Annotated in this window: 14 protein-coding genes and 3 pseudogenes; 6 read left to right on the forward strand and 11 right to left on the reverse strand. The window is 42.0% G+C overall.

Going from position 1 to position 19,890, the window contains the following annotated elements; translation table 11 throughout:
* Nucleotides 1-96: 96 nt before the first annotated feature.
* Together AB8618_RS07120 and pxpB are read right to left on the reverse strand one after the other, a co-directional pair.
* Entirely contained in the window at nt 97-1,035 is a 939-nt protein-coding gene (locus AB8618_RS07120; protein ID WP_409425376.1) for a biotin-dependent carboxyltransferase family protein, read from the reverse strand.
* Nucleotides 1,028-1,686 (reverse strand): annotated as a pseudogene (pxpB, locus tag AB8618_RS07125) (5-oxoprolinase subunit PxpB). The gene AB8618_RS07120 and the pseudogene pxpB overlap by 8 nt, the downstream one beginning before the upstream one ends.
* A gap of 490 nt (nt 1,687-2,176) precedes the next feature.
* Here pxpB and msrA point away from each other — a divergent pair.
* Nucleotides 2,177-3,483: pseudogene (gene msrA, locus AB8618_RS07130) on the forward strand (peptide-methionine (S)-S-oxide reductase MsrA).
* A 647-nt stretch (nt 3,484-4,130) separates the two neighbouring features.
* Here msrA and AB8618_RS07135 read toward each other — a convergent pair.
* From AB8618_RS07135 to AB8618_RS07175, 9 genes and pseudogenes are all read right to left on the reverse strand, one after another.
* Complete coding sequence (locus tag AB8618_RS07135) at nt 4,131-5,009, reverse strand: LysR family transcriptional regulator (protein ID WP_010389946.1); 879 nt, start codon at nt 5,007-5,009, stop codon at nt 4,131-4,133.
* A gap of 246 nt (nt 5,010-5,255) precedes the next feature.
* Nucleotides 5,256-5,912, reverse strand: coding sequence for a 3-oxoacid CoA-transferase subunit B (locus tag AB8618_RS07140; protein WP_008114705.1), 657 nt, complete (start codon nt 5,910-5,912; stop codon nt 5,256-5,258).
* 15 nt (nt 5,913-5,927) lie between these two features.
* A complete protein-coding gene (locus AB8618_RS07145; protein WP_008114703.1) occupies nt 5,928-6,626 on the reverse strand; it encodes a CoA transferase subunit A in 699 nt (232 codons plus the stop codon).
* A 28-nt stretch (nt 6,627-6,654) separates the two neighbouring features.
* Nucleotides 6,655-7,553, reverse strand: a pseudogene (locus tag AB8618_RS07150) (hydroxymethylglutaryl-CoA lyase).
* 1 nt (nt 7,554) lies between these two features.
* A complete protein-coding gene (locus AB8618_RS07155) occupies nt 7,555-9,537 on the reverse strand; it encodes an acetyl/propionyl/methylcrotonyl-CoA carboxylase subunit alpha (protein ID WP_413401973.1) in 1,983 nt (660 codons plus the stop codon).
* An 8-nt stretch (nt 9,538-9,545) separates the two neighbouring features.
* Nucleotides 9,546-10,316 (reverse strand): enoyl-CoA hydratase/isomerase family protein, encoded by a 771-nt coding sequence (locus AB8618_RS07160; RefSeq protein ID WP_413401975.1) that lies wholly within the window; start codon nt 10,314-10,316, stop codon nt 9,546-9,548.
* Nucleotides 10,317-10,328: 12 nt separating this feature from the next.
* Nucleotides 10,329-11,936 carry a carboxyl transferase domain-containing protein gene (locus AB8618_RS07165; protein WP_413401977.1) on the reverse strand — a complete coding sequence of 536 codons (1,608 nt, stop codon included), beginning with the start codon at nt 11,934-11,936 and terminating at the stop codon, nt 10,329-10,331.
* A gap of 9 nt (nt 11,937-11,945) precedes the next feature.
* Nucleotides 11,946-13,121, reverse strand: a complete 1,176-nt coding sequence (locus AB8618_RS07170; RefSeq protein WP_008114693.1) for an isovaleryl-CoA dehydrogenase — start codon at nt 13,119-13,121, stop codon at nt 11,946-11,948.
* A 35-nt stretch (nt 13,122-13,156) separates the two neighbouring features.
* Nucleotides 13,157-13,591: a MerR family transcriptional regulator gene (locus tag AB8618_RS07175; RefSeq protein ID WP_008114692.1), complete on the reverse strand. Its 435-nt coding sequence runs from the start codon at nt 13,589-13,591 to the stop codon at nt 13,157-13,159.
* Between the two features lie 329 nt (nt 13,592-13,920).
* Here AB8618_RS07175 and AB8618_RS07180 point away from each other — a divergent pair, with 329 nt between their 5' ends.
* The 5 genes from AB8618_RS07180 to AB8618_RS07200 all read left to right on the forward strand — a co-directional run bounded on the left by AB8618_RS07180 (nt 13,921) and on the right by AB8618_RS07200 (nt 19,889).
* On the forward strand, nt 13,921-15,102 hold the full coding sequence (locus AB8618_RS07180; protein WP_413401980.1) for a thiolase family protein: 1,182 nt from the start codon (nt 13,921-13,923) through the stop codon (nt 15,100-15,102).
* Nucleotides 15,103-15,174: 72 nt separating this feature from the next.
* A complete protein-coding gene (locus AB8618_RS07185) occupies nt 15,175-16,665 on the forward strand; it encodes a CoA-acylating methylmalonate-semialdehyde dehydrogenase (protein WP_413401982.1) in 1,491 nt (496 codons plus the stop codon).
* 119 nt (nt 16,666-16,784) lie between these two features.
* Nucleotides 16,785-17,942: an acyl-CoA dehydrogenase family protein gene (locus tag AB8618_RS07190; RefSeq protein WP_010389955.1), complete on the forward strand. Its 1,158-nt coding sequence runs from the start codon at nt 16,785-16,787 to the stop codon at nt 17,940-17,942.
* A gap of 10 nt (nt 17,943-17,952) precedes the next feature.
* Complete coding sequence (locus AB8618_RS07195; RefSeq protein WP_250653858.1) at nt 17,953-18,732, forward strand: enoyl-CoA hydratase; 780 nt, start codon at nt 17,953-17,955, stop codon at nt 18,730-18,732.
* A complete protein-coding gene (locus AB8618_RS07200; protein WP_413401985.1) occupies nt 18,732-19,889 on the forward strand; it encodes an enoyl-CoA hydratase/isomerase family protein in 1,158 nt (385 codons plus the stop codon). The genes AB8618_RS07195 and AB8618_RS07200 overlap by 1 nt, the downstream gene beginning before the upstream one ends.
* Nucleotide 19,890 lies beyond the last annotated feature (1 nt).

Consider the following 19,890-nt stretch of genomic DNA (forward strand, 5'->3'; position numbering starts at 1 on the left):
CAAAAATTAGTTTGCCTTGCACTAAGAAAGTGCAAAGCGAAAAATAAATAAATAGCGGTTGAGTTACTCAGTGAGTGAGCGTGAGTGCACTATTAATTAATCCCAGTAGCGGCTTAAACTCAGCTTAAGTTGTGCTAGGTGAGCATCGAGCTTATTTTTTGCAGCATTTGCTTGCTCAAGTGATACAAATTCAAAGGTGATTGAATCGGCAGTTCTAAATTGTGCAAACTGATGTAAGTCGGCTTCTATCACATGCGCTATTAAAGGATAACCCCCAGTTGTTTGCCCGTCATTTAATAACACTATAGGATTGCCATCAGGTGGAAGCTGTATGCTCCCAGGTGCTACGGCTACAGAGGGCAATGAAAGTGTATGTTGCATAATATCAGCATTTTTATGATCTAAGCGCACCCCCATACGATTACTATTTGGATTAATAGTAAATGCGGTATCACAAAAAGCATTAATGCACTCGGGTGTTAGTAGCTCATAATGAGGACCAACATGTAAACGGATAATATTACGTTTAGGTGGGGTAAGGGCGCCCTTATTACATAACCAAGGTTTAGTATAAGGACTTATGGCTAGCACGTCGCCGCTTTGCAGTGCACGGCCATTAAAGCCTCCAATGGCTGCCCCTAAATCGGTAGATTTAGAACCCATAACCTCTGGGCATTCAATACCGCCTTTTACTGCAATATAAGCACGGGAGCCACCACGGCCAGTTGCAAATTTAAGTGTTTGCATTGCTTTTATTGGGTTACTCCAGCCTGGATAAAGTGGGTGTCCATCAAGGGTTGCTTTGAGGTCGGCTCCATGAAGGGCGATAACGGTATCACACTGAAATTGCAGTTCGCATAAACCCACGGTTAATTCCAGCACGGCAGCGTTGTCGGTGTTATTTAATAAACGGTTCGCAATAATGTGTGCATAGGTATCAAGGCTGCCTGAGCGGCTTACCCCTAAATGTCGAAAACCCACACGGCCTAAATCTTGAATTGTTAGTTGAATACCGCTCTTGATTACTTTAATCATTGCTTACTCCTTTTACAGGCACAAACTCTATGGTATCGCCAGGTTTAAATAAGCAAGGATTAGCCGCTTTAGAATCAAATAAGCAGGCATCAGTGTGAGCTATAATATGCCAACCACCTGGCGAATCTTCAGGGTAAATACCTGTTTGGTCTGCTCCAATGGCAATTGCGCCTTTAGGTACACTCACTCGCGGATTATCGCGCCTTGGGGTAAATAACCGTGAGTTGAGCCCATGTAAATAAGGAAAACCGGGAACAAAGCCTAAAAATAGAACGTGATATAACTCTTTACTATGTAAGTTAATCACTTCATCAATTGTGAGTTGATGATAGTTAGCTACGTAATCTAAATCTTCACCTTGGTAGTAGGTATTAATTTGGTGGTGCTGGCTATCAAACGGGTAATCATCCACTTCATCCCATAACTTAGCTAAGCTGTTGTACCATTTATGGAGCATTTCTGAAGACTTTAAATACAAAGTTAACGAGTTCATAGCCGGTACTAAATCAAAAAACTCATTACTATTTTTACAGTGCTGGGCTAACGCCCAAAGCTTTTTTGCGTCGCAAGTATGTGTGGTTCGCTGTAGTGAGAAACATCAAAAAGCAGGCTAGAGTTCGTTAAAATTTTTATACTAGGAATCATGCTCATACCGATAACTCATTAATATTAATTACATTTAAGCTATCACAGTCGCTGTACTATTACGATATTAATAGACAAGCTCGGATCGAATAAACTCCCTCATTCGTAAAGTTTTGTTGTGTGTGAAATTTATTGTTGAGTTTACAGGTCTGCTTTAGGGTCTGTTGACCTTTGCGGATTAAAATTGTTCAAACTAGGAGCGGTTTAATCGCGGCGCGAGTTTTGTAACCTAGTGGGCTAAGTAAAAACCGAGCAAAGCTTCCGCGTCCTGCTCACGCCCCTTACCTACATCCATGTAGGCAACAAAGGGTAAATCGCTCCTAGGCAGAACCCATCGGGCAGCGCCTGTTTGGCATTGATGCTGCGTTATCGCCTATTTATGGGTAATAACCACACCACATAGGCTCTGCCTTGCCTAAACACCAAACAGACTGCTGCAAATTTAACCTTGGAAGGTCAACAGACCCTAGAGTAACTAAAACTAAGAGGTAATCGTATGTTTAAGGGGTTAATATTATCTACATTTGCTATGTTGGGATTACTAAGTACGATGAGCGCTATCTCGTCAGATGAGGTAACTAAATCCAGTGATTTAAATGCCACCATGCATGTAGAAAAGCTAGTGCTTGGCTCGGGTTGTTTTTGGGGGGCAGAAAAACGCTATGAAGCACTTAATGGGGTACTCGATGCAGAGTCGGGTTATGCCGATGGGCATGGGTTTAAACCAACCTACAGAAATATAACTAAGCTATCGCGTCGCTTTGATGAAGATAACTACGCTGAAGTGGTGCAGGTTACATTTAATAGCAATATTATTTCGGCAAAAGAGCTGCTGCAAAATTATTACGAAAGCCACGATCCGACTCAAAAGAACCGCCAAGGTAATGATGTAGGCACTCAATATCGCTCTATTATTTTAACTACAAGTGACGAGCAAGCAAACACCGCGCTTGCGGTAACACAGCAGTATCAGCAGTTACTCACCAAAGCAGGTTATGGAACAATTGCTACACAAATTAAGCCACTTGAGCGCTTTTATTCTGCTGAAGAGTATCATCAAAATTATCTTGAAAAAATCCAAACGGCTATTGCCCAAACCATTCAACCGGTGTTGTTTTTAGTCAAGACGAAAAGCAGCAGGTTGATAACACTGCATTGTTGACTGGCAAACAAATTGTTATTTTAGACTCTCGTGATTACTGCCCTTACTGTGAAAAGTTTAAAGCGGCGGTAGCCAATGACTACAAAGGCACAATACCAATGACATTTCGCCATGCTGATCAGCTTAGCGGCTTAACTATCAAAAGTGCAACTTGGGCTACACCCACCATACTATTTTTAGAAGATGGAGTAGAAGTGTATTCTCGCCAAGGTTATATGGATGCCGAGCTGTTTTATAAAGCGCTAGGTGCATTTAAACTCGGTGACAGTGAAGCTTATAAAGTAGCGTTTAACGCTAAAACCGACAGCCCATATTGCAAAGAATACGCTATTTTTAAAAACACCCCCGATGGCATTTTTATCGATAAACTCAGTGGTGAACCCTTGTTTGATACCCGCGACAGATTTAATTCGGGTACTGGCTGGTTGTCGTTTACACACCCTGTAAAAGACAGCGTAACGCAGCATGAAGATAACAGTTGGGGAATGCAACGTATTGAGCTTAAATCTAAAAGTACCGGGATTCATTTAGGGCATTTATTCCCGGGTGAAGGGCGAAATGGTCAAGATAGATATTGTATTAATGCCACTGTATTAGAATTTGTTGCTCGTGAGGAAATAAACAGATCAGATGATGTTTAAGCTAATTAGCAAATAGGCAAATTTTAAGCAAAAAAAGCAGCGATACTTAAAAAAGGTCGCTGCATTTCAATTGACAACATCTTCACACACAATAAAGATTCGGGGGTTGTATTAGTAATAACTAATGCTGGATTATTGTTGCTGATGTGAATGTAAATAAAAACAACTCAAGCTCAGTCACCACCGAACTTGAGTTGCTTTTTACACTGACAACATCTTCACACACAATAAAGATTCTTATATTTATTGGCGGGTGTAAGCGTAAAATAAAAACAACCCAAGCTAAGTCACCACCGAACTTGAGCTGTTTTTTACACTGACAACATCTTCACACACAATAAAGATTCTTTTTTACTAGCTTGTTGTTACAAACTAATTAAATTTGGTTTCAGTAACGCGTTTTATTATTTTTGGTCGTTGCTGATTTGTTGAGTTAACTTTAGAGCTTTTACTCAATTTCGACAAGCGATAAAAACAAAACTAATAAGTGAAAAAAACTAATCTATAAATTCAGTCAATAAGGAGTTATTCAAGTGGTTGATAATGCTGGTTATATTTTATTTTTTTAGATTTTCGTGAGACACAAAAAAATATTTAAAAAAGGTCGTAAATAACAAAACGCCCATAAAAGGGCGTTTAATTAATAGTCACTTTGTTTGTCTGAAGGTGTTAATTACCCACTTGGCAAACAAGTCGAGCGGGTGGTTTGCTGTACTAGAGCCGTGTTGTACCAAGTAGTATTTATCTTTGGTGGTAAGGGGTTGTTCAAACAGTTTATAGAGCCATTGCTCATCCAGCCAGCTTTGGCTAATTGGTAGAGGAATAAGTGCAATCCCCATTCCTTGCTGCGCCGCCCTTGCTACACCAAACATACTATCTATTTGAATAATTTGTGTTGGTGAAAAGTCATCAATCCCAACTTTTTCTGCCCACTGATGCCAAGCCCAAGGCCTTGCTTTATGCACAATAAGGGGTACTTGGTTAAGTGCCTGACAATGATCGTTTTGCCATTGTTCAAGCAGCTTTTTATTACACGCTGGAATATATTCTAAATTAAATAACTCGGTAGCCAGTCCATCAAGTGGTTTACTTGAAGATAAAATTATAGATAAATCACTTTGGCGGGTTAATTCCTTTCGAGTTTTAAGGGTATCCATGTGTAAATTAATGTTAGGGTGCTCGCTGGTCCATTCACTGAGCTTAGGCATTAACAATTCACTGGCAAAAAATTCGGGCAGGGTAATGGTTAAGTTTACATTTTGTTGTAACTGACTAAATTCATTAATGGTACTCTCTAGCATATTTATAATTGGATAAATTGCTTCAAAAAAGTTTTTACCTGCAGGCGTTAAACTAATAGATCGAGTTTGTCTTTGAAATAAATCAATGCCTAGCTGCTCTTCTAGCTGTTTAATTTGGTGGCTTACAGCCGAGGGCGTTAAGTAAAGCTCTTTAGCAGCGTGTTTAAAACTTAAGCTTTTTGCGGCAAAACAAAAAGAGCGAAGGCCGCGAATAGGTGTTTGCATGGTATCCAGTATAAAGTTATTTCAATCGCCTAGTAATAGGCAATAATTAAACCAAAAATAAAAACTAACTATATCAGCAATTTATTTATTTTATTAGGTCGAATTCACCTAAGTGGTGCGTTAAATTGTCACTATAGTGCAAAAACTAAAATATAGACAAAAAAATCCCTCTTACGAGGGATTTTGGGTAACTCAGCGCCATTGGCACTGGGAATGAGGTCGGTACAGAGTGAAATTATGAGTGGTTTAAAACACCATCTCAGGAATATCACCATTAACAAGCAATTTACCTGCCGTTTTGCTAATAATTTCATCAACTGATACGCCTGGTGCGCGTTCTAGTAAATGAAATGCGCCGTCTTTTACTTCTAGAACGGCTAAATCAGTAACTATTTTTTTAACACAGTTAACGCCCGTTAGCGGTAACGTACAGCTTTCTAATAACTTAGAATCGCCGTGTTTACTGGCATGGGTCATGGTAACAATAATGTTTTTTGCACCTGCGACTAAATCCATCGCTCCGCCCATGCCTTTAATTAATTTTTTAGGGATCATCCATGAGGCTATAGAACCGTTTTGGTCTACCTCAAACGCACCCAGAACGGTTAAGTCTACATGACCACCCCGTATCATGGCAAAACTATCTGCACTATTAAATATAGCTGCACCGGTAGCTGCCGTCACGGTTTCTTTACCCGCGTTGATCATATCCGCATCAACAGTGGCTTTAGTAGGGTATTCGCCCATGCCTAAAAGACCATTTTCGGACTGTAGCATAACTTCTATGCCATCGGGTACATAGTTTGCGACGAGTGTCGGAATACCAATGCCCAAATTAACATAAAACCCATCTTGTAACTCTTGAGCTACGCGCATTGCGACTTGTTCACGTGATAATGCCATTGTTAGTGCTCCTGCTTAATCTCGTGTGGTAACACGTTCAATGCGTTTTTCAAAGTTACCTTTTATAACGCGGTTAACAAAAATTCCTGGCGTATGTATTTGGCTTGGCTCAAGTTCGCCTGGCTCAACAATTTCCTCTACTTCTGCAACGGTAATTTTACCCGCAGTAGCCGCCATTGGATTGAAGTTCATGGCTGTATGACGAAATACTAAGTTGCCGTAGCGATCCGCTTTCCATGCTTTTACAATAGCGAATTCACCGGTAATTGACTCTTCTAAAATATAAGGGCGACCATTAAATTCTTTTACTTCTTTACCCTCAGCAACCGGTGTGCCGTAACCTGTGGCTGTATAAAAAGCAGGTATTCCTGCACCACCAGCACGCATTTTTTCAGCAAGAGTACCTTGTGGCGTAAGTTCTACATCAATCTCGCCACTTAGTAGTTGCTGTTCAAACAAGGCATTTTCGCCAACGTATGAGGCGACCACCTTTTTAATTTGCTTGTCGTGCAGTAACAGCCCTAAACCAAAGTCATCAACACCACAGTTATTGGAAACAACGGTTAATTCTTTAGTTTGCATTTTTTTAATTTGGGCAATTAGCCCCTCAGGGATACCACATAAGCCAAAACCACCGGCTATTATTGTATCGCCGTCTTTTAAACCTTCCATTGCAGCTTCATAACTAGAAACTACTTTATCAAAACCGGCCATGAGTCACTCCTCATTCTGTGCTATATAATTATTGTGCGTGTAATGCTGCAGAAACCTTGCTAGCAGGTTGTTTGTTCAGTGCACTCGTAATTTGCCAACCTGCCTCAGCAAGTCTTTGTAAATCAATTCCATGCTCAATGCCAAGCCCTTGCAGTAAGTATACAACATCTTCGGTGGCAACATTTCCTGACGCGCCTTTGGCATATGGGCAGCCACCAAGGCCGGCAACAGCACTGTCAACCGTTGCTATACCAAGGTTTAGAGCAGCGTAAATATTTGTGAGCGCTTGCCCGTATGTGTCATGAAAATGTACAGCAAGTTTAGATTTATCAATATGTTTAAGTAGCAATGTAAGTAGCTCTATTACTTTAGCGGGTGTGCCAACACCTATGGTGTCACCTAGACTAATTTCATAACAGCCCATTTTTAAGAGTTTAGCAGCAACAGCCAGTACAGTATGAGGGTCAACATCTCCCTCATACGGGCAACCTAACACACAACTTACATAACCGCGTACGCGAATGTTATGCGCCTTTGCAAAAGCCATAACTTCACTAAAACGCGCCAAACTTTGCTCAATAGAGCAGTTAATATTTTTTGGCAAAATGCTTCGCTCGCTGCGGTAAATATTGCAAATTCTTTAATACCTACAGCATGAGCTGCCTCTGCCCCTTTTAAATTAGGGGTAAGGGCACTGAGATTAACCTCAGGTAAATTAAGTGCGCTTATTACTTCACTAGAGTCTGCCATTTGTGGCACCCATTTAGGTGAGACAAACGCACCAGCTTCTATGTCTTTTATGCCTGCAGCGGCGAGTGCGTTAATAAGCGTTATTTTATCAGCAGTTTCTACAGCGGCTTCATTTTGAAGTCCATCTCTGGCGCCCACTTCAACAATGCGCACTGCTTTAGGTAATAATGAACTCATATTAAGCGGGTTCCTCTGCTGTTGTGTCTTCAACTATGGCCAGTAAAGCGCCATGGCTTACCAGTTCACCCTCAGCAAAACAGTAACTTTTTAATACGCCATCATGTGGGGCATTAAGCGTGTATTCCATTTTCATTGCTTCAATTATAACCACTGCATCGCCTTTAGTAATGGTACTTCCCACCTCTAACAAGTGTTTAACTACAGTACCATTAAGTGGCGCAGCAAGAGGTAATGCCTCATTTTCATGTGAGCTGATGAAATGTTTATCAACACATTCAAACTTAGTTTGCAGTGCTTGGTTCATTACAGTAATGGCATTATCAACGTGGCTAACATGCGCAGTGTGTTTAGCGCCATTAATCGATACGTTGCAGTAGCCATTAGTTAACTCACCTTGCACTTCAAAGGTGTTGTCATTAATGGTCATACTATAGCCCTGCGCGGTTTTTATTGCGTTTAAGGGGGTATCGCTAAATGGAATGTTAACTTGTTGCGGCGCATTTAAACTAAACCCATGTAATTGTTGCCATGGATTTGCACTACTTGTATTACTACCAAGTGATGCTAAATACGCAAAACCTGCAATTAAGCGGCTAGTTTGTAATAAAGATGGGTCAATAGTAACTAACGCTTCACCTTGCTCTGCAATAAAGTGGGTGCTTGGAGCACCTTGTTTAAAGCGTGGATGAATCGCTAAATTATATAAAAAGCTGATATTAGTGCTAAATCCGGCTAAATGAAATTGTGTTAATGCTTGTTGTAAACGCGAAAGTGCTTGGTCGCGGTTATCATCATGAACAATAAGTTTGGCAATCATTGGATCGTAATACGGGCTTATTTCATCACCTTGGGCAATACCAGTATCAATACGAACATATTCACTGTTCGCGGGCGTATATAGTGCCTCAATAGTGCCAGAGCACGGAATAAAGTCATTACTTGGATCTTCAGCGTAAATACGTGCTTCAAAGCTGTGGCCTTGTAGCTGAATATCTGCTTGCGCTAAAGGTAACGCTAAACCACTGGCTACATTAATTTGCCAATTAACTAAATCAACGCCGGTGACCATTTCACTCACTGGGTGCTCTACTTGCAAGCGAGTATTCATTTCCATGAAAAAGAACTCATCACCACAGAGTAAAAATTCCACAGTGCCAGCGCCTCGGTAGTCAATTGCTAGGGCACATCTTACCGCGGCTTCGCCCATTTCTTTTCGCAATGAGTCTGATAAACCGGGGGCAGGCGCTTCTTCAATCACTTTTTGATGCCGACGCTGCAATGAACAATCACGATCACCTAAATACACACAGTTGCCATAGTTATCAGCAAATACTTGCACTTCAACATGGCGTGGTTGGTCAACATAACGCTCAAGCAAAACCAGATCATTACCAAAACCGGCAATAGCTTCACGTTTAGCACCTTCTAATGCGCTTATAAACTCACTGGATTTTGAAACTATACGCATGCCCTTACCACCGCCACCAAAGGCCGCTTTGATAAGCACAGGGTAGCCAATTTTTTCAGCCTCAGCTTGTAAAAAGCTAGGGTCTTGTTTATCGCCATAATAACCTGGCACCAAAGGAACATTAGCGGCTGCCATAATTTCTTTTGCACGGGTTTTAGAGCCCATAGCTTCTATGCTGCTTGCTGGTGGCCCAATAAAGGCAATGTTATTGGCTTCACAAACGTTAGCAAATTCGCTGTTTTCAGATAAAAATCCATAGCCCGGGTGAATACAATCAGCGCCACTTATTTTGGCAACGTTTAGTATTTTATCTGCAACTAGGTATGAGTCTTTACTCGGCGCTGCACCAATGTGGTAGGCTTCATCAGCCATTTTTACATGTTGAGCGTTTTTATCTGCATCTGAATAAACTGCAACTGTGGTCAAGCCCATTTGCTTAGCTGTTCGCATAATACGACAAGCAATCTCTCCACGGTTAGCAATTAGAATTTTTTGTAAGTGTACTGTGTTCATAATGCGTCCTAGAGTTGCCATTGGGGAGGGCGTTTTTCAAAAAAGGCAGTTAGACCTTCTTGACCTTCTTCTGATACACGAATTTTGGCTATACGTTCTGCAGTGAGCGTAATTATTTCGTTATCAATTTCTTTGTTTGCCACATCATTAATAAGCGCTTTAGCTGCTTTAACCGCTACCGGGCCATTATCTATCAGCGTTTGTAGTAGGTTATCCAGTGCACAGTCTAAATTTCCAGTAATTTGGTGAATTAGCCCCAACTGCTTGGCCGTATGCGCATCAAATACTTCAGCCGTTAAAAAATAACGACGAGCAGCGCGCTCACCAATAGCTTTTATTACATAAGGGCTTATAACAGCAGGAATTAAGCCTAATTTAACTTCACTTAAACAAAATTGAGCGTCATCTTTGCTGAGCGCAATATCACAGCAAGCAATTAATCCCAAAGCACCACCAAATGCAGCACCTTGTACCGCACAAATAGTAGGGTGCGGGCTTTGTGCTAATACTTGCATTAGCTTTGCCAGCTGCATTGAATCGGCCAAATTATCGTTATAGTTGTTATCTGCCATCGATTTCATCCAGGCTAAATCGGCACCGGCTGAAAAGTGTTTACCCTCAGTTTTTAATACTAGGGCACGAATATCGAGGGTATTAGCATGTTCAATACATTGAATGAGCTCATGGATAACGTCGCTATTAAAGGCATTGCGTTTTTCTGGGCGACTTAAAACAAGTACAGCCACATTAGATTTTGTTATTTGTAGTGTTACTGACATTTTAAGCTCCGATTACATTCTAAATACGCCAAATTTCGATTCACGCTCAGGGGCATTTTTAGCTGCGCTAAGTGCAAGCCCAAGAACATTGCGTGTATCAGCAGGGTCAATAATGCCATCATCCCATAAACGGGCACTGGCATAATAAGGGTGACCTTGCTGTTCGTATTGATCGATGATTGGCTTTTTAAAATCGTTAATTTGTTGCTCGCTCATGCTTTCGCCTTTGCGGGCCAAACCATCTTGTTTTACTTGCGCCATTACACCAGCGGCTTGTTCACCACCCATAACTGAAATACGGGCATTCGGCCACATCCACATCATGGTCGGTTCAAACGCGCGACCACACATACCATAGTTACCTGCACCGTATGAGCCACCGATTAGAATAGTAAATTTGGGTACATCGGCACACGATACCGCCATCACCATTTTAGCGCCGTGCTTAGCAATGCCTTCAGACTCGTATTTTTTACCAACCATAAAACCAGTAATGTTTTGTAAAAATACCAGCGGAATGTTGCGCTGAGCACACAGTTGAATAAAGTGCGCGCCTTTTTGCGCAGACTCACTAAATAAAATACCGTTGTTAGCCACTATGCCTACGGGGTGACCATAAATGCTGGCAAAGCCTGTTACCAGTGTTTCACCAAAGTAGCGTTTAAATTCATCAAACGATGAATCATCAACAGTACGCGCAATGACCTCACGCACATCAAATGGCTTTTTAAGATCAGTACCGACAATGCCGTAAAGCTCGTTAATATCATAACGAGGGGCTTTTACTTCTTCGAGTAATGGTGAGGTAGGGCGCGAATAGTTAATACGTTCAATACATTGGCGAGCAATCGATAACGCATGAGCATCATTTTCAGCGTAATGATCGGCAACACCTGATGTTTTACAGTGTACATCGGCGCCACCAAGTTCTTCTGCAGTAACTACTTCACCGGTTGCGGCTTTTACCAGCGGCGGACCTGCTAAAAAGATAGTGCCTTGCTCTTTTACAATAATACTTTCATCGGCCATAGCAGGAACATACGCACCACCTGCAGTACATAACCCCATAACCACGGCAATTTGTGGAATGCCTTTACCCGACATACGCGCTTGGTTGTAAAAAATACGACCAAAATGCAGTTTGTCAGGGAATACGTCGTCTTGCTCAGGTAAGTTTGCGCCACCTGAGTCAACTAAATAAATACACGGTAAATGACAACGTTCGGCGATGTCTTGTGCGCGTAAATGCTTTTTAACAGTCAGCGGGAAATAGGTACCACCTTTTACTGTCGCATCATTAGCAATCACCATACATTCAACGCCTTTAACGCGACCAATACCCGCAACAACCCCTGCACAAGGAATATCTTGTTCATAAACGCCAAAGGCAGCAAATTGCGATATTTCTAAAAATGGCGAGCCTTCATCTAGCAAAGTGGTAATACGGTCACGGACAAACAATTTACCGCGGCCTTCATGGCGCTCTTTTAGCGCAGCTCCACCGCCTAAACGTATTGTTGCTGCTTTGTTGCGTAAATCATCTACTAGCGCCGACATATTGTTGTGATTTTGCACAAAATTTGGATCATGCGGATTAACGCTCGATTTTAAAATCGTCATAACTAATCCTTAGCGGCTTTCAGTGAATAATTCGCGACCAATTAACATACGGCGTATTTCTGAGGTGCCTGCACCAATTTCATACAATTTCGCATCACGCAGTAAGCGACCTGTTGCGTATTCGTTTATGTAACCATTGCCGCCTAAAATCTGAATTGCATCTAATGCCATTTTAGTTGCAAGCTCAGCAGCGTATAAAATTGCGCCAGCAGCGTCTTTACGGGTGGTTTCGCCGCGATCGCATGCTTTTGCTACTGTGTACACATATGAGCGAGCTGCATTCATTTGTGTATACATATCAGCAATTTTGCCTTGTATTAACTGAAATTGACCAATAGGGCTGTCGAATTGCTTACGCTCATGGATGTAAGGCACCACAATATCCATACACGCTTGCATTATGCCAAGTGGGCCAGCCGCTAAAACAACACGCTCATAATCAAGGCCACTCATAAGTACCTTAACGCCTTCGTTTAAGTTGCCTAAAATATTTTCTTCGGGTACTTCGCAGTTTTCAAATACCAATTCACAGGTATTTGAACCACGCATGCCGAGTTTGTCGAGCTTTTGAGCGGTTGAAAACCCCGGGAAAGTTTTTTCTACAATAAAGGCTGTAATTCCTTTAGCGCCGGCGTTTAAATCTGTTTTTGCATAAATAACCAACGTATCAGCGTCAGGGCCATTAGTGATCCACATTTTATTACCGTTTAAAATGTACTTATCGCCTTTTTTCTCTGCTTTGAGTTTCATAGAAACAACATCAGAGCCCGCATTAGGCTCACTCATAGCCAGCGCACCAATGTGCTCGCCACTAATTAGTTTAGGTAAGTATTTTTCTTTTTGTGCTTGTGAACCATTGCGGTTTATTTGATTAACACACAGGTTAGAATGCGCACCGTAGCTTAAACCAATAGAGGCACTTGCACGGCTAATTTCTTCCATGGCAATAACGTGTTCTAAATAGCCTAAACCAGCACCACCAAACTCTTCATCCACGGTCATGCCAAGCACGCCCATTTCACCCATTTGCGGCCAAAGTTCATTGGGGAACGCATTATCAAGGTCAGTTTTTTCAGCTAGTGGGGCAATTTCTTGACTGGCAAAGCTGTTTACGTGACTGCGGATCATATCTGCAGTTTCGCCAAGGCCAAAGTTCATTTCTTTATATAGTGAAATAGTGCTCATGATTAATTCCTGTGTGTTGATGACGTTGTTATATTTTATTCATCTATTTTGCTAAGCGTGTCGCGACAGCGACGTTCAGCGGTGACCAGTTCCATAAGAACCACTTTAATGTCATCCATCTGTTGTGAAAGATCGGCTTTTTTCTCACTGATAAGGTCAAGCATAGTAACTAACTGTTTTGCACTTGATTTATCAGCATCATACAGCTCAAACAAACGACCTGTTTCAGCTAAGGTGAAACCTAAACGCTTGCCGCGCAGTATTAGCTTTAGGCGAACCTTGTCGCGCTTTGAGTAAATGCGTGTTTGGCCATTGCGCTCTGGCGATATTAACCCTTGGTCTTCGTAAAAACGGATAGAGCGGGTAGTAATATCAAATTCTTTAGCCAATTCACTAATGCTAAAAGTTTGTTCGTTTTTAGCCGGCTCGTTGGCTGAATTTGCAAAGTTTGTTTGATTATCTGATTTCATTGTAATGTTTACCTCATTCGAATAACTCCAATATAAGTGAAGTTTACGTAAAGGTAAAGTGCGATCTGGTTGTTATACTTTAGACGTATAAAATAAAAGCGGAATTATAGCAGAAGTTGAGTGTTTATAAACGTTATAAGCTAGTTAGACAGCATGTAATAAATTTTTAGCAAGCTAACTTTACAGTTTTTACACTAATTAGAAAGTTGATTTTAGATTTACGTTGGCGTAAACGTAAATTTTATGTATGCTCGTATTTATCAGATTAGTTTAAACATTAAGCTAAACATAATAAAACATGTTTGCGTTAATTGAAAATGGAGCCTTTTATGTCTTTCGAAAGCGTTGTAATTGTAGCAGCAAAACGCACCCCAATGGGTGGATTTATGGGCGCACTAAGTGATGCGCAGTCTACCGAATTAGGTGCTACGGCCATTGCAGGTGCACTTGCTCAAACGGGTTTAAGCAATGATGCAATTGATGAAGTAATTATGGGCTGCGTATTGCCAGCCGGTTTAGGCCAAGCACCTGCGCGTCAAGCAATGCTTAAAGCGGGGCTTGCACTAAGCACCGGTGCTACCACTATTAATAAAGTATGTGGCTCGGGTTTAAAAGCAGCGATGTTAGCGAATGATTTAATAAAAGCAGGTTCTATTGAATCAGCAATCGCAGGTGGTATGGAAAGCATGACCAATGCGCCTTATTTTATTCCTAAAGCCCGTGGCGGTATGCGAATGGGCCATGGCGAAATTAAAGATCACATGATGAGTGATGGCCTAGAAGACGCTTACGACAACAAAGCAATGGGTTGCTTTGCTCAAGATACAGCCGATGAATACGGTATTGGTCGTGAGCAAATGGATAATTTTGCATTAAGCTCACTGACTAAAGCAAACGCAGCTATAGACAATGGTAGCTTTGAGAACGAGATTACTCCGCACACTATAAAAACGCGTAAAGGCGATGTCACCGTTTCAATTGATGAGCAACCAGGTAATGCGCGTCCAGATAAAATACCAAGCTTAAGAGCTGCATTTAAAAAAGACGGCACTATTACTGCCGCTAACTCATCGTCTATTTCAGATGGTGGTGCTGCGCTAATACTAATGAGCGAATCAAAAGCAAAAGCTGAGGGCTTAACACCACTTTGCAGAATTGTTGCTCACAGCACTCATTCTCAAAAACCAAGTGAATTTACTGTAGCCCCAGTGGGCGCAATGAACAGCGTACTTGAAAAAGTAGGCTGGACAACCGCCGATGTTGATTTATGGGAAATTAATGAAGCATTTGCCATGGTTACTATGTTGGCTATTAACGAATTAAAGCTCGATGAAAGCAAAGTAAACGTTAATGGTGGTGCCTGTGCATTGGGTCACCCAATTGGTGCTAGTGGCGCACGTATTTTAGTAACACTTATTCATGCGCTTAAAAACCGAGGCCTTAAAAAAGGCGTCGCGTCTTTATGTATAGGTGGCGGTGAAGCCGTTGCTATGGCAGTCGAAGCACTTTAACTGATAACAAAGCCGCAGCAACTATAACAATCACAGCGCTGCGGCAATTAAATTGACTCAATAGGATTTATTATGCACCAAGTACCCTTACTAATTAACGGCGAGTTCGTTCAGTCAACGTCAAATGAATTAATTGATGTTGTAAACCCAGCTAATCAAGAAGTGCTCGCGCAAGTGCCATGTGCAACAGACGCAGAGATGGATGCGGCGATTGCATCAGCCAGCGAAACATTTAAAACGTGGAAAGATGTGCCTATTACAGAGCGAGCGCGCATCATGATGAAATACGCGGCGCTATTAAAAGAGCATCATGACGAACTAGCCACTATTATTTGTCACGAATTAGGTAAAACCTTTGAAGATGCAAAAGGTGATGTGTGGCGTGGTATTGAGGTAGTTGAACAAGCTGCTAATGCGCCGTCGTTAATGATGGGTGAAACCATGGAAAACGTAGCGCGTAAAATCGATACGTATTCTTACATGCAACCACTGGGTGTGTGCGCAGGTATTACTCCATTTAACTTTCCAGCAATGATCCCATTGTGGATGTTCCCACTGGCCATTGTGTGTGGTAATACCTTTATTTTAAAACCGTCTGAGCAAGATCCACTTACTCCTATGCGCTTAGCTGAGCTATTTATTGAAGCCGGTGCACCTAAAGGCGTTTTACAAGTTGTACATGGTACAAAACCACAAGTAGACCGCTTATTAGAAGACAAAGCCGTTCGTGCTATTTCATTTGTGGGTTCATGTGGTGTAGGTGCATACATTTACTCTAAAGGCACACAAAACTTAAAACGTGTTCAAGCGTGTGTTGGCGCTAAAAACCACATGGTAATTATGCCTGATGCGACTAAATCGCATGTTGTTAATAACCTTGTGGGTGCCTCTGTAGGGGCGGCAGGTCAGCGCTGTATGGGTATTTCTGTGGCGGTATTTGTTGGTCAAGCAAAAGACTGGGTTGATGAAATTAAATCAGGCTTTGAAGGTGTACGCCCAGGTGTTTGGGATGATGCAGGCGCGGCTTATGGCCCACAAACATCGCCTGCTGCAAAAGCACGTATTTTATCACTGATTGCCGATGGTAAAGCACAAGGCGCTACCTGTTTAATTGATGGCTCTGATTTTACTGTTGAAGGTTACGAGCAAGGTAACTGGGTAGGTCCTACGTTATTTACTGATGTAACCAAAGATATGAACTTGTACAAAGAAGAGATTTTTGGCCCAGTATTGGCGTGTATGTTTGTTGATACCCTTGAAGAAGCCATTGCGCTTATTAACGAAAGCCCTTACGGCAATGGTACCTCACTATTTACCTCAAGTGGTGCGGTTGCACGTAAATTCCAACACGAAATTGAAGTGGGTCAAGTGGGGATTAATGTGCCAATTCCTGTGCCATTACCATTTTTCTCGTTCACGGGTTGGAAAGGCTCATTCTACGGTGATACTCACACGTATGGTAAACAAGGTATTCGTTTTTACACAGAAACTAAAACCATTACCTCACGCTGGTTTGAAGATGATATCGCTTCAGGCCCAAATATGAGTATTAATCTTAAGTAACATTTTAACCGCATAATTAATAAAAAAGAGGGGCACAACACACAGTGTTGTCGCTCCTCACTAATAACTCCCTTGATGGGATGCACCGACAACAAACAAAACACAACAAGAGGTCTACCATGGACTTTAACTTATCTGAAGATCAACAAGCTTTTGCGCAAACGGCGCGTCAATTCGCAGAATCTGAACTAGCACCACATGCAGCTAAGTGGGATCGCGAACATATTTTCCCAAAAGACACCATTAAAGCCGCTGGTGAGCTTGGTTTTTGTGGCTTATACACGCCAGAAGAAGCCGGTGGTTTAGGTTTATCTCGTTTAGATTCAAGCATTATTTTTGAGCAGCTTGCACTGGGTTGTACAGCTACTACGGCTATGCTGACCATTCATAATATGGCAACCTGGATGATTGCAAGCTTTGGTACCGATGCAGTAAAAGACAAATACGTTGAGCAATTGGTAATGGGTGAATTACTGGCATCGTACTGTTTAACTGAGCCAGGCTCTGGCTCTGATGCTGCGTCATTAAAAACTAAAGCAGTTCGCGATGGCGATGAGTATGTTATTAACGGCTCAAAAATGTTTATTTCTGGCGCCGGTGAAACAGAAATTTTAGTTGTAATGGCTCGTACAGGGGCTGATGGCCCAAGTGGCATTTCAGCGTTTGTTGTACCAGCAGATGCCAAAGGTATTGAGTACGGCAAAGCAGAAGAAAAAATGGGTTGGAACGCACAACCAACACGCTTAATTAGTTTTGAAGATGTACGAATTCCAGCAGCAAACTTATTAGGTCAAGAAGGCGAAGGCTTTAAGTTTGCCATGCAAGGCTTAGATGGCGGCCGTATTAATATTGCAACTTGCTCTATTGGTACTGCACAAGCGGCACTTAATACTGCACGTGAGTATTTAAAAGAGCGTACCCAATTTGGTAAGCCATTGGCAGCATTTCAAGCGCTACAATTTAAAATTGCCGATATGAATACCGAGCTTGTAGCAGCGCGCCAAATGGTACGACTCGCGGCGTTTAAACTTGATACTAACGACAGTGAAAAAACCACTTACTGTGCTATGGCTAAACGCTTTGCAACCGATGTTGGTTTTACTGTGTGTAACGATGCGCTGCAAATTCATGGTGGCTATGGTTACATTAAAGAGTACCCACTTGAGCGCCACGTACGTGACGTACGTGTTCATCAAATTCTAGAAGGCACTAACGAAATTATGCGCGTGATTATTGCGCGTCGTATCTTAGCCGAATCAGCCAGCGAAGTTTTATAAGGAGATTAGTATGTCAAATCCTAGCATTGAGTTAACTATTGAAGGTCATGTTGCTATTTTAACTATGTCGAATCCGCCAGCGAATACCTGGACGAAAGACACCTTAGTGGCGCTTAAAGACACAGTTAATCAGCTCAACACCAATAAAAATATTTATGCATTAGTACTGACTGGTGAAGGCGAGAAGTTTTTTAGCGCCGGTGCCGACCTAAATGTATTTGCCAGTGGCGATAAAGGTGTCGCCGCAGATATGTCATGTGTATTTGGTGAAGCGTTTGAAGCGCTAACTAATTTTAGAGGCGTGTCGGTTGCAGCCATTAATGGCTATGCAATGGGTGGCGGGCTTGAAGTAGCGCTTGCTTGCGACATTCGTATTGCAGAAGAGCAAGCACAAATGGCATTGCCTGAAGCAAAAGTGGGTTTATTACCCTGTGCCGGTGGAACGCAAAACTTAGCATGGCTAGTGGGCGAAGGCTGGGCAAAACGCATGATTTTATGCGGTGAGCGCTTAAAAGCCGATAAAGCCCTACAAATTGGCTTAGTGGAAGAAGTGGTTGCACAAGGTGAAAGCTTTGCAGCAGCACTAAAACTAGCAAACCAAGTAGCAGATCAAAGCCCATCGTCGGTTGCTGCATGTAAAACATTGATTCAAAAAGGGCGTCATCAACCTATGGCAAATGCATTGCCACTGGAACGTGAACTGTTTGTTGGTTTATTTGATACCGAAGATCAGCAAGAGGGCGTTAACGCCTTTTTAGAAAAGCGTAAAGCTAATTGGGTGAATGGCTAATGAGTGAATTAACCCGTTTAAATTCAGCTGATGCTGCCGTGGTATTTGAAACGGCAACCACAGACAATGGCCGACTCATTGGTTTTGCAACGCTTAACGCGCCTAAGTCATTAAACGCGTTAAATTTTGAGATGATCAGCTTACTCGAGCCGCAACTACAGCAATGGGACAAAGACGATAATATTGCATTAGTGGTACTTAAAGGCGCAGGTGAAAAAGCATTTTGCGCCGGTGGCGATGTAGTGAGCTTACACAAAGCAATGAGTGAAGGTAAACCGAGCTCACTGGTTGAAGAGTTTTTTACTCAAGAGTATCAGCTCGATTACCTAATTCACTGCTACAACAAACCCATTTTAGTCTGGGGTAACGGTATTGTAATGGGCGGCGGTTTAGGTTTAATGGCCGGTGCTAGTCATCGTGTGGTTACCGAAACATCACGCATTGCTATGCCAGAGCAAACTATTGGGCTTTACCCTGATGTAGGCGGCAGTTATTTTTTACATAAAATGCCCGCCCATGTTGGTTTGTTTTTAGGGCTGACCTCAGCATCAATTAATTGTGAAGACGCTAAGCTTGTATCGCTTGCCGATCACTTTGTAAATGCTGATAAATACCCAGAGCTTGTTGAAGCATTACTCAATACTAAATGGGGTAAAACAGCAAGTTTAAATCACGACAAGCTAAGTACCTTGCTTATTGAGTTAGATAACAACTTTAGCCGTATGCCAAAAGGCAATTTAAAAGCAAACTTAACCTTGGTTCAAAAGCTTGGCGAGTTTGGCACGTTACAGCAGCAGGTCGATTACATTTTAAATCTAAACACTGAGGATAAATGGCTACAACGCGCACAAAAATCGTTGGCGCATGGTTGCCCATTAAGTTGTGCCTTAGTGAGTGAGCAGCTCAAACACAGCAAAGGCAAAAACTTAGCTGACTGTTTTAAAATGGAATTGGTCATGTCGGTTCGTGCTGGCGAAGTGGGCGAGTTTCAAGAAGGTGTACGTGCCTTACTAATCGATAAAGACGGTGCGCCACAGTGGCAATTTAAAACCCTTAAGGATGTGCCAAACGAAGTAGTAGAGAGCTTTTTTGCAAATCGCTTTGGCGAGCAACATCCGCTAGAGCCGTACTTTTCACAACTAAATTTACAAGGGTAAA

The organism is Pseudoalteromonas sp. RW-H-Ap-1, assembly GCF_048318575.1.
Classification (GTDB): Bacteria; Pseudomonadota; Gammaproteobacteria; order Enterobacterales; family Alteromonadaceae; genus Pseudoalteromonas.